General features: G+C 45.9%; 10 protein-coding genes. 3 read left to right on the top strand and 7 right to left on the bottom strand.

Annotated features, from left to right (window positions below):
* Window positions 1-390: 390 nt before the first annotated feature.
* The 5 genes from KI659_RS10700 to nrfH form a co-directional block, all read right to left on the bottom strand.
* Window positions 391-846 carry a YybH family protein gene (locus KI659_RS10700; protein WP_213945343.1) on the bottom strand — a complete coding sequence of 152 codons (456 nt, stop codon included), beginning with the start codon at window positions 844-846 and terminating at the stop codon, window positions 391-393.
* Window positions 847-1041: 195 nt separating this feature from the next.
* A complete protein-coding gene (ccsA, locus tag KI659_RS10705; RefSeq protein WP_213945344.1) occupies window positions 1042-4176 on the bottom strand; it encodes a cytochrome c biogenesis protein in 3135 nt (1044 codons plus the stop codon).
* A gap of 5 nt (window positions 4177-4181) precedes the next feature.
* Window positions 4182-5504: an alginate export family protein gene (locus tag KI659_RS10710; RefSeq protein ID WP_213945345.1), complete on the bottom strand. Its 1323-nt coding sequence runs from the start codon at window positions 5502-5504 to the stop codon at window positions 4182-4184.
* A gap of 103 nt (window positions 5505-5607) precedes the next feature.
* Complete coding sequence (gene nrfA, locus KI659_RS10715) at window positions 5608-7101, bottom strand: ammonia-forming cytochrome c nitrite reductase (RefSeq protein WP_213945346.1); 1494 nt, start codon at window positions 7099-7101, stop codon at window positions 5608-5610.
* Window positions 7102-7110: 9 nt separating this feature from the next.
* Window positions 7111-7767: a cytochrome c nitrite reductase small subunit gene (gene nrfH / locus KI659_RS10720; RefSeq protein ID WP_213945347.1), complete on the bottom strand. Its 657-nt coding sequence runs from the start codon at window positions 7765-7767 to the stop codon at window positions 7111-7113.
* A gap of 195 nt (window positions 7768-7962) precedes the next feature.
* On the opposite strand from nrfH, the gene KI659_RS10725 reads away from it, so the two are divergent.
* Together KI659_RS10725 and KI659_RS10730 are read left to right on the top strand one after the other, a co-directional pair.
* Complete coding sequence (locus KI659_RS10725; protein ID WP_213945348.1) at window positions 7963-8427, top strand: hemerythrin domain-containing protein; 465 nt, start codon at window positions 7963-7965, stop codon at window positions 8425-8427.
* 92 nt (window positions 8428-8519) lie between these two features.
* A complete protein-coding gene (locus KI659_RS10730; protein WP_213945349.1) occupies window positions 8520-8951 on the top strand; it encodes an RrF2 family transcriptional regulator in 432 nt (143 codons plus the stop codon).
* A gap of 221 nt (window positions 8952-9172) precedes the next feature.
* On the opposite strand, the gene KI659_RS10735 is transcribed toward KI659_RS10730, so the two are convergent.
* Both KI659_RS10735 and KI659_RS10740 read right to left on the bottom strand, forming a co-directional pair.
* Entirely contained in the window at window positions 9173-9631 is a 459-nt protein-coding gene (locus tag KI659_RS10735; RefSeq protein ID WP_213945350.1) for a YehS family protein, read from the bottom strand.
* A 39-nt stretch (window positions 9632-9670) separates the two neighbouring features.
* Window positions 9671-12529 (bottom strand): ligand-binding sensor domain-containing protein, encoded by a 2859-nt coding sequence (locus KI659_RS10740; protein ID WP_213945351.1) that lies wholly within the window; start codon window positions 12527-12529, stop codon window positions 9671-9673.
* Between the two features lie 249 nt (window positions 12530-12778).
* On the opposite strand from KI659_RS10740, the gene KI659_RS10745 reads away from it, so the two are divergent.
* Entirely contained in the window at window positions 12779-15859 is a 3081-nt protein-coding gene (locus tag KI659_RS10745; RefSeq protein ID WP_213945352.1) for a SusC/RagA family TonB-linked outer membrane protein, read from the top strand.
* Window positions 15860-15861: the final 2 nt, after the last annotated feature.

The raw sequence follows: 15861 nt of genomic DNA on the forward strand, positions 1-15861 counted from the left end.
ATGGGTCTTTTACTTAAAATAAGGTACAAAGTACTAGGTACCAAGTACGAAGTACACCGCAGGGTATGATGCTTTTAGGAGTAATTTGGAGGCTTATGTAATTAATTGTCCTTATTCACGGAACCCTCCCTTCGAGCTTCGCTCTTAGGATGGGGTGGGGTATCAGTTAAACGAGAAGAAGTTTCATTATTCTTACCATGGCGGGCAATCATAATTTGAAATTCATCATTTTGGAAAATGTAAAATGTTTGCTAAATATTCACGTCCTAATTTTTCTTGTGTATATTCTCCGCGATGCGGCTCTGTGAAACTCCAATAAAACTCTGCGAAACTCCGTGTCCCTTTTATTCCCGCTTGTCCGAACGCCTTCTCCCGTCCTCGGTCTTCCGCCTAATTATCATTCCACACATCATGGCTGGTTTTCCAGGAGCCGTCCTCCTGTCTTTTCACGATGTTGAGGTATTTGGAGCTGCTTTCGGTGGTGTCGGCGGAGGTTTTATCTATCAAAGTGACCCTTGCCTCGCCGCGCCCGAAGCCCATGTCGCCGGAAACCTCTATTTCCTCATACCAGCTGTCCAGTATAGCCTCATATTCTTCAAAGATTTTTGCATAATAGGCTTCAATGGCCTCCGTGCCGGTGGCTACTTCTTGGCCGGGGGCCATGAGGACTCCATTTTTGGTAAAATGTCCGGCAATGGTTGCCGCATCTCCTTCATTAAAGGCCTTTGCCCTGGCCTTGCTCATTTCGGTGATGGCCTGGGCGTCATTGTCATCGGAAGAAGTTGGAGCCTGAGAACAGGCGGCGAGAAGGGCAAGGACAATTGGGAAAATGAATAATCGCTTCATCTTGTAGTATCTTGTGGACTATAAAGGTACTCATTCCCGCTTGTAACCCAACTTTGGCCCAACACTCACCCGACCTTGACCCAAGAAAACTTTGGGTGAGGAGTGGGCAGGTGCTGGGCCAAGACTGGGTGAAGGTTGGATATGAGACGCTTCATACACGCTTCATACTCCCTTGGTACCTGAATAGGCTAGGGCTTACACCACCAACCTTTTCTTTTCATCATCGCCAAGTTTTTTATACTTCATCCAGGCGATCACAGAGATTACAAGTAGAACGGCTACAATCCAATATACCCAATGTGGCACCGGTACCGGATCACCGGCGGCGTAGGAGTGCAAACCCGATAGGTAATAGTTGACCCCAAAGGAGGTCATGATGATGGTAGAGAAACCCCAAAGACTGGCCAAATTATAAAGCAGGCTGTTTTTCAATGGAGGAATCAATCTCAAATGTAGGATGGCCGCATAGATGATGATGGAGATCAACGCCCAGGTTTCCTTTGGATCCCAAGCCCAGTAGCGGCCCCAGCTTTCGTTGGCCCATACGCCACCAAGGAAGGTGCCAATGGTCAGCAAAAACAGGCCGATGGTGATGGACATTTCATTCACCACATTGAGTTCCTGCATGCTCAGCCACCATTTGGCTTTTGGTGCGGTAGGCTTGAAGATCAGCAGCATCAGGCTTAGCAAGGCCATGATGGCGGAAAGTGCCAATGGCGCATAGCCACTTACTATTACTGCCACGTGAATTTTGAGCCAGTAGGAGTGGAGCACCGGCATCAAGTTGGTGATTTCAGGGTTTAGCCAATCCAGAAACCCCACAAAGAGGAGTGTGCCTGAAAACAGAAGCCCGAGTGGCACAGTAAATTTTGATTTATCGGAAAATATCAAACCGAAGAATAGCACACCCCAGGCCACGAAGACCAACATCTCGAACCCATCACTCCAAGGCGGGTGCTTGGCAATGTACCATCTCAATCCCAAGTGAAAGGTAAACACCAACAAGCCGATCCAACCCAAAACATTGCCTACACTCCAAGCGATATGTAAGGGTTTATTTTCCTTGAACAACATGGTAATTCCCAGCATCAGCATGCATAATCCAATCAACCAGAAGGGACCAAACATTCTAGTGCCTAGGTTTAATCGGTTGTATAGCACTTCTGCCATGATCAGGTTTTCACTAGGATAGACTTCCTTGCCCGCATATTGCTGGAAGACATTGATGTAGTTAAGCGCTTCATAGGCATCTTCCCAGTTGTTTTGCTCCAATCCTTTTTTCACGCCGTTCAGAAAAAGTGGGGTGATATTTTTGACAAAAATGGCATCCTCCTCTTCAAACCCCTGCTGGTGTTGCTGACTGGTAAACCAAGTGTTATTTTCATCCAATTGGTTTGGAAAAATTCTCAGAAAATCACCTGTCAACAGGGCATAGAAGATATTGAAGCGTTCATCTGTTTTGAGCAATTCTTTATGGCTTTCATTTCGCTCAGATGGCTTGAGCATATTGGCAATTTCCACCAATTCATAAAGTCTGTATTCCCCGTCATCGTTCAGGAAATCCCTGAAGCTAATCCTGTCAGTTGGCTCCAGGTCCAATGCTGCAAATGCATGTAGGGATTTTTCACTGTCTATCTTAATAATCGGCAAATGGCTATAACTCACAGGATCCAGCTGTATGGCAAGCAAAAATTGCTCTGCCGTCAACCTTTCTGTACCAGCATCGGTTGGAATGTCCACATAAGATTTTCCCGCCACTTTCCTCACAATTTCATTGGCAAGGGTATTCAAAGGCTTCATTCTACCGTCAAGATCCTGTACGATCAGTTTACCATACTCGTCAGCTACCTCCTTGGGTACAATGCTTTCTGGCGCTACTGTAGGTACTGGCGTTTGGGCCTGAAGGCCTGCGATGGCGAATAAAAAGAGGGGCAGAGTCACCATGGCTTTTTTCCTCAGCGTCCCCAGTTTTCTATTCAGCATCTGGAAGCGGCTGCCTTTTACAAATAGGGTCATAAACATACCCAGGGTCATTAGGAAGTAGCCAAAGTAAGTCAAATAAGTGCCTGGCCGATCCTGATTGACGGAAAGCACCGTGCCCATTTCGTCTGTATCGTAGGAGGACTGATAAAACCTGTATCCCCTGTAGTCCAACACATTGTTCATAAAAATCCGGTAGGGGAATTCATCTCCATTATCCCTCACCATCACCTCACTGGCATAGCTGGCTGGGCTTTGGCTACCCGGGTAGCGGTCCAACTCGAAGGCATTTAAATATAATTCAAATGGGAAAGAAATAGCCTTGGGGCCATATGTTAGGCTGAATTCCTGCCCATCATGTTCAAAGGAATGCCAATTGGGCTTTAGGCTGGTGAGCTTAAAATAGGCGTTAGAAATAGGATTGTCATCTTGATCTTTGATGGCAAGTTTGATGATGTCCGACCTGTTTTTTGCCACCTCAGGGTCTGGCTCCGGCCCGTAGTGTAGCTGTGCGTTTTCCTCGATTGATTTCACTATAAAAGCTCCCGCATCCCATTGATATAGGGATCTGTAGCGGATGGGCTGGGTTTCCCCGGCATGCATCACGCCCATCTGCTGGGTATTCATGTCCATCAGCTGTAGGTGAATGTTGGTGTGGATCATCCAGGAAGAATCTGTTTTGAAGACTTTCACAGGACTTTCCGCCTCCAAAGTAGTTCCCAGTTCAAAGTCCCCCAGTTTCACTGTCTGACCCGGGTTGACCAGATAATCCTCCCTTCCGGATCCCACTGCCACAGCTAGACCGATATAGGTTTGATCACCTTGTTCAAACTCCTCCCTGCCGCCAATGATGTAATCCTCAAAAGTCACTTTGAAATTGGGCTCATTGAAGTTTACCTTATGGGTTTGTGGTCTGAATTTATGACCAATCAGGGCAATAGGCTTCTCAAAACTATTTCCCTTCTCGGCATTGTGGTTTTTCACCTGCAGGTAATGCGCGGTAGTGTAGAAGGTATTTCCAGTTTCACCTTCACGGATGTGTATCATGCCTTCCTCACTCATGTAGCGGGTGATACCCGCTCCCAATATGGTGATTACAAAGGCAATGTGAAACAATCCTATCGGCCACCTCTTGGCGCTGAATAACTTGTAATGCTGGATGTGCCCCAAAAAATTGAAGGCCAACCATATCAGGATGATTTCAAACCACCAGGAATCATAGACCATGCCCCGGGCTACGGCTGTCCCGTGATCATTTTCTATAAAGGTGGCCCAGGCCATACTTCCAGCAAAAGCAATCAACAGCACCAAGGTAACCTTGGTGGAAAATACTAACTTCACTAACCTCATTCTTCCTACAGTAATATTCCTATAAATTTATTCTTCATATTGGGCCTAAAGATCATCATGAGATAGGCCCAGTTTTGGGTGTCTCTTAGGTTACGGTTGCCCTGTATGGCGCGATAAGTATCTGTGTGGAAAAATTGGCTGTATCCCCCCTGAAGGGAAATCGCATCGGTGAATACATAACCAAAACTCAAATCCAGCTCGGTTCCCATGAAGTTGCTCAAAGGATCTGGACCTCCTTCAGGTCCGAATACACTTGCATAGGAGTAAAACAAATGGGCATCGCCTTGAAGGAAAAACCTTTCATTGAAATCATATCGGCCTCTGAGAAAATAATCCTGAAGGCCCACATTGTTTTCATGGGCTCCGCCTACGTAAAACAGATCCATGTAACCGTTAAATAGGTGGTTGGTACCATAAAGCGGGGAGTAGGCATTATTCGTCAAAGAGTCCACCCCGCCGCTTAGAATCTCAAAGCCTCCGACAAGTCTGAACTTTCTGCCTATCTCATTATTGATGTCAAACTGCTGGGTGACCTGGGCACTTACATTATAGGCATTGATCCTTCTTCTTTCCACGCCAAATCTATCTCTTCCCAATTGGTGGTAATAGTACCCTGTAAAGGTGGTGTTGCCCATTTGGTATTTCAATGTGGGGAGCCCAATCGTCTGTCGGAAATCCACTCCCGTGGTGGAGAATTCTTCATCTTCAACTGTCCAAAACTGCCTGCCGTCATTCCAAAACATAGCCGAGAAATGAAAATCCCCGTACTTGTTTTCATATCGGGCCATTTGGGCTACCTTATATTGGTTGGGAATAACGAAGGTAGTCTCAAAGAGGAACTGGTTTTCTTGGTTGAATCCCCCTCCAAAATGAAGCTTCATGTCTTCTTTTTCATATTTGACCAGTGCAAAATCATGTGCCCTGGCTTGGAGCGCCCAATCCAAATTACCCAAGAAGCGGGCATTATCGTAATTCAATTCCTGCCGGCCAAGCTTGATTTTCCACATGGGGCCCATATCCGCCTCAAGCCAAGCCTCATGGACGGATAAAAAATTGTCGGTTAGCTTGACCTGAGTGGTATTGCCCCAAGTCCGGATATCCTGTACACTCATGAAAAAATTAAAGCCATCCATTCGGTAACTCGCCTGTAGTCGGGCCCTATGGGCAATAAATGCTGCTGGGCTTTCTCCTTCCCCAATGGGTCTGCCGAAGCCATTCCGGTATTCTCCCCGGGTTATATACTGGCCGTCAATGCTAAACTGTGCCATCGCACTGTAGTAGGAAAGTATCATTATCATGACCAATCCAATGGTTATCCATTTTTTCATAACATTGATATTTTAAAACTGAGTAAAGGTATTGTTCAATATATTTAACTGATTTATAGTGTAATACACGAACAATATAAGTGCCCTATTTCTCAACCCAATATCATTTATTGCTAAGTACTTTTACTTCTTTTTGTGCCTCTCTGGCCCTGCCTTCCTTCAACCATCTCGGTACCACCTGCTCGAGGAATTTCCCTTTAGCCTCAGTTTCCTTTTCAAGGTCAATACCTATATAGGCCTGAAGTGCACTTTTGCTGTTTAGGTCTGGGGTTTTCACAGGCTCATTATGTCCCAAATCGGCCAGTACTCGGGTCAGTTTGATGCGGGTTTCCTGGATAATATCCGTGGCGGAGGTTACAATTCTACTGGTTTCAAGCGGAGCGTGGAAAGCCGCCCCATGGGAGGCCACTGCATAATCCCATCTCCACTGGGCATGTCTGATGCCGGTAAGGATGTCTTTCATCTGTTCTTGGGTGGCACCAAGCTCCCAGGCCTTCTCTGCCTCAAAGTGGGCCATGGCTATGATCCTCCTTAATTTATTGGTGCCTTCCTTGATTTTTCTCTGTCGCTCATAGACATCATTTACCAGATCGGAAACTTTTTCTCTGTGGCACACAAAACAGCTGTTTTCCACATTGTTTAGGGGGGATCCTATGTGGTGGTCGGTAAATTTCTGACCGCCCTCAGTTCGGTAAGGCATATGGCAGTCCGCACAACTTACGCCTCGTTGGGCGTGTACGCCCATGGAGAACAATTCGTAATCCGGGTGCTGGGCTTTCAGCATCTTGGCCTTGCTCATCGGGTGGATCCAGTCAGCAAAGTCAATGTTGTCAAAGTAAGCTTCGATAGACTCCACATCCATCCCATCTTTCCAAGGGAAAGTCAGGTACTGGGCGCCTTCCTTGCCAGGCTTATTTTTGTCAAAATAATACTCCACGTGACACTGCGCGCATACCAGCGAGCGCATTTCCTGGTGGGTGGCGTTGTTAATATCCTTGCCCATGGCTTCAAATGCCTCGATCAGTGCCGGTCTGGTAATGGTCAGATTCATGGTTTCGGGATTGTGGCAATCCGCGCATCCTATTGGGTTGATCACTTCAGGACCCAGGTCAGAAAGCTTTTTGCTGTAATACTCCGTCACACCCATTTCGCTCATCAAGCGGGGCACGTCGGGGCTTTTACAGGTCCAGCAGGTGCTTGGCATCACGCCCTCACCAGCCTCCATAGGCGCACCGATCCTGACGGAGTGCAGCACGTCGTGCACCGCGTAGGCATGCCCCCTTGGCTCGTTGTAGCCCTTGCTGAATGCATAGCCTGCCCAAAGGATCACCATTTCCGGCTGGTCTTCCAAGGCATCCCGTAGGGCGCTGGTGTTGTATTTACTGGTAAAGGTGGTGTCGGCAGTTCTTTGATAGGATTGATACTGTCGGGGGTAATTAAGGCCCCAAATGGAATCGCGCGGTTCGATACCATCAATTTGAACCTTGGGCTGATAGGCAAATTTTGCCTCAGCTTTCCTGTCCATAATTGTATAGGCCAGCATTGCCAATAAAAAGACGACTATGATGGTGCCAATGAAAAGAATCCAATTTCTCATGGTAAATGGTTATTTATTAGTTGTGGACGGTGTGTTGCTTTTTTTATCTTTCATGGTATCTCTCAACCATTTGGGTACAATTTGAAGATCAGAAGGGGCATGGGCCCGGATGGGCTCAATTTGATGGCCCACAGATGAGAGACTTTTTACCCTGCCATGGGGCACTTCCCTGTGGCATTCCCAGCAGAGGCGGTCGGTGCGTTTAGCATGGTGGTCCTCTACGAACCCCGAAAGCTTGGCATCTGTCACCTGCGGGGTGTGGCACCGGATGCAGTTGTTTTGAATCACCTCTACAGAGGGCTCGCGGGCCTTGATTACCTCCGGCTCCGCTCTCAACGTGAAGATGGCAGAATGGTAAAGCCCATCCATGGCTTTGAAGTAATACTTATTGAAGACATTATCGTGGGGGACGTGGCAGTCATTGCAGTGGGCTACCTCGCGGTGGGCACTGTGGTTCCAGGTGATATACTGGGGTGTCATCACGTGGCAGTTGACACAGGCTTGGGGATCGTCCGAAAGATAGGAGGCTGCATTGCTCAATTTCACCATGTACAGACCCAGACCAATGATTGAGGCAACCAATACGGTAGCGGCAGGCCGCCATTTTCGCGGGGGGATCAGGGAGTAGCGGAACATAAACCGCTTGAATTTGGGTAGTCTGCCCATAAGGAAAAGATTTGATTCAAAAGTAGGTTGACTGAAAAATCCAAACTATGACATAAGTCATAATTTAGTATAAATATAAAAATATTATAGGTTACACAAAAATGTCAGTTCTTCAACCCCTAATTGGGATAAGATTATCCGAATTATGAGTATATTTGACATGTTTATCAATCCAAGAAGAAAATGGGCAAACCCTTGAAAAGACACACTGCGCTGGTTCCGTTAAGCCAGGACCACCATTTTGGTTTGTTGCTTTCCTGGAAAATCAGGAAGGGGCTAAAAGTAGGCTTTGAAAAGGAAAGGATTGTCCGCTATGTGGAGTATTACTTTGGGGAACATCTGTCAACCCATTTTGAGCTTGAGGAAAGGCATATATTTCCATTTCTCGATGAAAACCATCCCATGCGGACCCTTGCTGAAAAGCAACACAGGGAGCTTCGGGCTTTGGTGGAAGAAATCAACGACTTTCCTAAAGGAAAGGGGGAGGAGCTGGAAACTTTCGCCGAAAAGCTTGAGCAGCATATTAGATTTGAGGAAAGGGAGTTGTTTGAACATATCCAGCAAGTGACCCCAGAAGATAAAATGGAGGAATTGGAGGATAAACTTGCCTACATCCACCGCAAAGTAGACGACACCTGGACGGACCGATTCTGGGAATAAAGGGAGCGCTGGCAGGAACAGACACCCGACATCTAAATCTAACATCGGTCATCCGACATCCGACATCGGACACCCGACATAACACAATAAAAATGTTTTCAAAAGCAGCAGAATACGGCATCAGAGCCGTGATTTACGTATGGGGCCAAAGCAACAAAGGCCTGAAAATGGGTGTCAAAGACATCTGTAAGGAAATTGACGCACCTGAGTTTTTTACCGCAAAAGTATTGCAGTCCCTTGCTAGACTGAATATCATCAGTTCAGCAAAAGGACCCAACGGGGGCTTTTATATCGATGAGGAACAGGAGGAAATAAAACTGATCGACCTGGTAGTGGCCATTGATGGGGACGGGATCTTCCGAGGATGTGCCCTGGGACTCAAGCAGTGCTCCGAAACAAATCCTTGTCCGATTCACAAGGACTTCAAAGCCATCCGCGACGATCTCACCCACCTCCTCCAAACCCGAACCATCAGGGAACTCGCCCAGGATGTAGATAAAGGTCTAGCTACTTTAGTGAGGTAAAAATAAACTCACCGTAAAGCCGTGTATCAGTTTAGAAGGTTATTTCCCGATAACCGCTTTGCGGATCGGGAAGTTTAGGAGTTTAGAAATGAGATCTACTGGAGCAGCTTTGCTTTACCTTAGTTTTCTTCGCGTGAAACCAACGCCTCACCCCTGTCTTCTCTTTGCGTTTCTAAACTTCTAAACTAGGCCGCAGGCCGACTAAACTTCTAACCACATTTTTACCCTCTCATCTTAATTTGTAGACCTCTCAGGAAATTGCGCAGGACTTGGTCTTTGCATACTCTGTATTGAGATTGTGAAGGCTTGCGGAAAAGGGCCGAGAGCTCGTGCTTGCTGAAGCGGAAATCAGCCAAGCCCAATATCACCAAGATATCCTCATCTTTGAGTTCAAGGGCAATCTTAAGCTTGCGGAAGATCTGATTGTTGTTCAGGCTTTTTTCTGGAGCGGGCTGCTCACCGTCTTTCTTGCCCCGTTTTTCGATGATGAATCCGTTGAGAAAAGCAGCCAGTTCCTTGTCATATAAAGGTAGGAAAGATTCATCGTCCTCTTTTTTCATCCAGTCACTTACCTCAGACCTTGTGGCCTCATAGCCTCCCTGGGCAAAAAGCGCCATCATGGAGTCATCATTGAAATCAAAAGTGTAGCGCAATGATCGCAATATATCGTTGTTGTTCATAAAAGCTTGGTTTCAGCACGCAAGATAAGAAATTACCCTTTAGAACTTGAGGATAAACTCCTGAAGGTTTTCCGAGCGCTCCAGCTGCAGCTTTTTCCTCAGTCTATATCGCGCGATCTCAATGCCCCGGGTAGAGATATTCATCAGGTTGGCTATTTCCTTGGAGGAAAGGTTCATCCTAAGGTAGGCGCTGAGTTTGATTTCCTGCGGACTGAGGTTATCATATCTTTTCTTAAACCTATATAGAAAATCCCCGTGAACCTGGTCAAAATGAATCTCAAACTGCTCCCAATCCGCATCGGCAGCTATGTTTTTCTCTATGCTCTGCACCACCTTTTCCAGTTCATGCTTAACCTCTTGGTTTTTGGTCTTCTTGATTACGGAAGTCACACCGGTTTTAACGTGATTGATAAACCCATTTTTATTTATCAGGTGCATGGTTGCTGAGGCCAGTTCCTTATTCTTGCTCTGTATTTGATTTTCCAGCTTCTCGGTTTGGAGCCTTTCGATCTCCGCCTGGGAATCCTGCAAGGCCATTTCCTTTTGCTTCAAGGCCTGCCTTTGGGCAGAGGTAATCTTTGCTGTCTTGAGCTTGTTCCGTTTTTCAATCCACTGATAGGAAGAATATATCCCCGAAATCACCATCAGCCCATAAATGATATAAGCCCACGTGGATCTGTACCAAGGAGGAAGGATGGTAAAGGCAAACCTGGCCTCTTCTCCTAGTTCCCCATAGAGGTTTTTGCTCCTCACATGAAACACATAATCTCCTTCCCGCAGATTTGTATAGGCGCGGTCCCGCCTGTTGGACCATTCTCCATACTCGCTCTCCAGTCCTTCCAGCCAAACCTGAAACTGGGTTGAGTTTTCCTGGTTGGGTACGGGGTTGCTGAACTCAAACCTGATGTTGCCATTTTCATAAGGGTAGGAAATGCTCTCGTCGTTATTAGAACTATTATAATTCCCGCTATAAATCAAGGAATCCGATGGATTGGTCAGGTAAATTGATCGGATGAGGGTAGGGTAGGCCGGAGTCACGGGTTTGCTCTGATCAAGTCTGTACCAGATAAATCCCTCCTTGGCGGCAAAGAGCACCTCATTGGACTGGATCAGCGCCAAATTTTGAAGATCATCGTTGAGTAAAGGCTTGATCTTGTTGAAGACTTGATGGTTTTTGAGGTAACCACCGTTGATCTGTTTTTCCAAAACGCCAACTTCCTGGCTGGCTATGTAAAAGATGTTGCCCAAGGGATCCTCTGCCATGCTGGTGATAATGGTGCCTTCGTCAAAATAGGCGCTGAACATGCCATCTTTCTCAAAGCTGTCAGAGGACTGATTGTAGGAATACACCCCAATCTCTGTAGTAAAAAGAATGCGGTTGTTGATTTTCCAGACGCTGTTGAGCAGGTTGGAGGGTAGTCCCTGATCTTTGCCGTAATGCTGAACAGTCACATTTTCCAGTTTATCATCCAGCAGTAATTTATAGACACCCTTATAACCGTGAGCCATCCATATGGTGCCATCCTCATCCTGCTCCACTATACGGGAGCTTTCATTGAATCCTTGTAGTTTACGCTTGAATCTCAGCTTGCCATTTTGGTTTTCAAAAAGAAACAAACCGTTATACCCACCACTGAGAACTAGGTTTGGGTGGTTTTTCAAGGGCTGAAAGTTCCAGATTCCACTAGTTTCCTGGGTTTTGTCCAAGCGGTCCCCATCATACACAATGGCACCGTCATTATGGCCAACAAGCAAATCCCCCTGATAGTCGGAGATCCAATAAACCTGTCCCTCAGTTTGGGAAAGGGGAGATACATTCCTGCTGGGGGTGTTGAGGTTTTGGGAATAAACGCCATCATTGGTACCATAATAAAGCCTCCCTTGCAGCAAATGGGCATCATATCCTGTACCTTCCAAACCGGAATATTGGTCAATTTTTCTGAAGGGAAGGTTCAATTCCAACAGCGTGATTCCATTGTTGTGCCCCATCCAGAGATTTCCCCCTATGTCTTCAAAAAAGGATAGGATGGTGTTGTTTTGGATCCCGTTGCCTTTGTGAAGGTGTTGGGTGACACCCTCCAGCTCATTGATCAGGTACATGCCATCATTCTGAGTGCCCACGGCGATGCTTCCTTCCTTGAGCCGAAATGCTTTGTTGATTTTGGAACCGCCCTCCAACTGGTATCTCCATTTTTTCAATCCAGAGACAGTGTGCAGGTAGATTCCTTCATCCCTCGTGAACACCAAGCGCTGATCTTGAGATAGGGAAATGACTCCAGATAGCATTTTTCCCGCAAGATCATTACCGCTTGCCAATGGCAACAAGCTGTCCTTTGAAATAATATGAAGGCCTTTCTCCCATTCGTTTATATAAATTTGATTACCAGCTAAATGATAGCTTTCAAATGAACTATAACTTTTAATATTTCCCACATACTCAAAAGCATTATTGAAGATGAAAATGTAATCCACTGTGCAGAAATAAATGCGGTCGTGGGCTTTAAAAATCTTCCAAACCTCATTGATGTTGCGCAGCTCACTGGGTAATTTATCAATAAGAGAGAAAAATTCTAGACTTCCTTTTTTGTCAGAGGCAAAGTATCCAAAATCAGCCTGACCACTTGTCAGGATTCTACCTGAGTCATCAATGACCACATCCCTTACTTTTGTGGAGTTGGGCAGGGAGTACTTCCTCCAGCTGGTTCCGTCATATTCCAGCAGCCCAAAATTATTGGCCACGTAGATCAATCCTTTTTCACTCTGCGCAATGGAGAAATTCTGAATGCCCCCTTGATATTCCTCACTCGAATAGAATTTGGAAAAAGGAAGGCCCAAATTCTGTGAGGCCGCAGGTAAACCAAGGGTTAAGAAAAGGAAAAAGATTAACGTGTACTTCATTTTCTGGAATTGAGAGGACTAAAGTAGTAATTTTTTGATGATGTAGTGGTGTGTGGATAAAAGTTAGGATGGTGAAAAATAAAAAAAGCACTCCCATATAGCCTATAGACAGCTTTTTGGCTTAAATGATGTGTTTTTGTGAAAAGTAAAAATCGAAGGTGATGTAGTATTGTAGTAGCCTGTTTTTTTGCAGTAGAGCGGTAAATGCTTTGATTTCGGGGATTAATTTCTAAATCCAAAATTTATCGCATGAAAAAAATTTTATGGTTTTGTCTTGCCATGTGTATCAATTGTAGCCTTTGGGCGCAAACGATTGCAATCTCTGGCACAGTCACGGACGAAACCGGGGAACCGCTCCCCGGCGTCAGTGTCTTAAAAGTAAACAGTACCGTGGGTACGGTCACGGATCTGGATGGAAGGTATTCCATCAATGCCGATCAAGGTGACCAGTTAAGGTATAGCTTTATAGGCTTTACCACCCTTACCAGAACGGTAGGTACTTCCACGACAATTAATGTGGAAATGGAATCCGATGTTTCTTCTCTTGATGAGGTGGTAGTCGTAGGTTACGGCACGGCCAAGAAGAAGGAATTGACCGGAGCAACTTCCCAGGTAAGAGGGGAAAGCATTGAGAAGATGAACATGCCGCGTGTGGATCAGGCCCTACAGGGTAAGATCGCAGGGGTGAACATTTCTACCAACTCTGGTGCTCCAGGGGGAACTTCCAACATACGTATCCGTGGTATCAGTACTTCAGGCCAAAACAACCCCTTGATTTTGGTTGATGGGGTGATTTATGATGCTGAGGGTTTGAACGCATTGAACCCAAATGATATTGAGTCTGTAAACGTCCTGAAGGATGGTACTGCAGGTATCTACGGGGTGAGAGCGGCCAATGGTGTGATCTTGATCGAAACCAAAAAAGGAGCTGTGAATGCCAAGCCTTCATTTAATGTTGGCGCTTATTATGGTGTTCAATCTACTGCCCGTCAGCTGGACCTGCTTAACGCCAGAGAGTATGCCATCTTGAAAAACGAGGCTTTTGCTGCAGGTGGACAGGCAATGCCTTTCAACAATACCAATTTGGGATTGGGTACTGACTGGCAAAATGCGGTATTTACCGAAGCGCCTATCCAGGAATACAACATGTCCGTGACCGGAGGAACAGCCAAATCCAGCTACTCCATCGGAGGTTCTTATTTTGCACAGGAAGGTATCGTTGGCGGACCTAAAGCCAATTTTGAGCGATACAATGCCAGAATCAACTTCACTACTGAACTGGCGCCAAGAGTTAGACTTACCAATGTATTGCTTTATACGCACGAGCAAAGTTCAACAATTCCTCAGGGAGGCATTGGATCGGTGCTTTATAATACCGTGAATGCTTATCCAACTGAGCCACTTATGGTGGATGGGAGATATTCCTACTTGGATAATGTAAACGACATCATCAACCCATTGGCTCAGATGGCCAATACTTATAATGATGCTTGGGTAAATAAGATTGTGGGTAAAGAAGAAATCTCCTACGAAATCAACAACAGATTTACAGCAGTAGGTAGAGCTGGTTATAACTACAGTTTGGTAGATACCAAAAACTTCAATCCACTTGTATGGTACGGTACCGGTAAGGCGCCAAACACAGCAAGGAATGCCAACTTGGATCCAGTGATTGTAAATATTGGTGACCTTGAAATCGAAAGAGGTGCAAATGTGGCCGAAGCGAGAAATACATTCTTTGACTACAACCTTGAAGCCTTCTTAAATTACAGCGAGACCTTCGACGAAGATCACAGAGTAAGAGGAACAGCGGGTGTTTCTTACATTGGAAACAGAAGCATGGGCTTGAGCGGTGTTGGTTTTAATATTCCTAACAACGACCCTGCTTTGGCTGATATTTCTGCCAACCAGGCTTCCGGTGGATTTTTGAACAATGTGGGTTCATTCCAGAACAGACAGCGTTTGACTTCCGTATTTGCAAGGGCTGAATATGACTATAAGCAGCGTTACTTTATCTCCGGAATTGTGAGAAGAGACGGTTCTTCCAACTTTGGGGCCAACAACAGAATCGGTTATTTCCCATCCATTTCAACTGCTTGGATTATCTCTGAGGAGGATTTCTTCGGCACGAGTGCCGTTGACTTCTTGAAATTAAGAGCCAGTTACGGGGTTTCCGGCAATGATCAAATCGGCCTTTTCAGATATAGAGGACTTTTGAATGGTACGGCAAGATATGTATTTAACGACCTGATTGTAAACGGTGCGGCCATCGGAACAACCAGTAACCCTGATTTGAAGTGGGAGACTACAGAGCAGACCAACATTGGTGTCGATGCGACTTTTTTTGGCGGGATAGATTTCACGGCCAACTATTTCATCAAAAACACCAGAGACCTATTGTTCCAGCCGGAAGTTTCTGCATTGTTGGGTTCTTATGGAGCTGGTGGATTCCCTCCAGTGATCAATGCGGGTAACGTGCTGAACAGAGGTCTTGAACTTGAATTGGGCTATGACCTAAGAAGAGCATCAGGATTGAATATCAGATTGGATTACAACGTGACATTCCTTCATAACAGGGTGACCAGTGTACCCACTGGACTTGATTTCATTCCAGGTGCTCCATTTGGGGTAGGGGGAAGCGTGGCTACCAGATTTGAAGTAGGTTACCCAATCGGTTACTTTGTAGGTTACCAGACCAACGGTATCTGGCAATCTGAAGAAGAAATTGCCTCAAGCCCGGTTTCTCAGCCTGGCGCACGTCCAGGGGACCTGAGATTCGTTGACCAGAATGGTGACGGGGTGATCAACTTCGGTGATGATTCTGACAGAACAATGATCGGTTCCCCAATTCCAGATGTGATCATGGGCTTCAACTTGGGTATGGATTTCAAAGGCTTTGACTTTTCTGCCAACGTATATGCCGCACTTGGTCAGGACATCATCAGAAACTATGAGCGTCAGCAGCCTTACGCCAATATGCTTTCTTACAACTTGGAAAGATGGACGGGTCCAGGAACAACCGATGTTTACCCTAGATTGACTACTGGCCAGACCAGAAACACGGTATTCTCTGATTTTTATGTGGAAGATGGATCATTCGTAAGGTTGAGAAATGTGACCCTAGGCTATACCCTTCCTAGAACATTGACTGAAAACCTTAAAATCTCATCCGTAAGGTTTTATGTAGCAGCCAACAACCTGTTTACGCTGACTCGCTACATGGGCTTTGACCCGGATGTGGGAGCTGGAAACCCGCTTTTTGCCGGTGTTGACAACGGTATTTACCCACAAGCGAGAACCGTAATGGGAGGTCTAAACATTAAATTCTAATT

This window comes from Litoribacter ruber, assembly GCF_018449405.1.
GTDB classification, from domain to species: domain Bacteria; phylum Bacteroidota; class Bacteroidia; order Cytophagales; family Cyclobacteriaceae; genus Litoribacter; species Litoribacter ruber.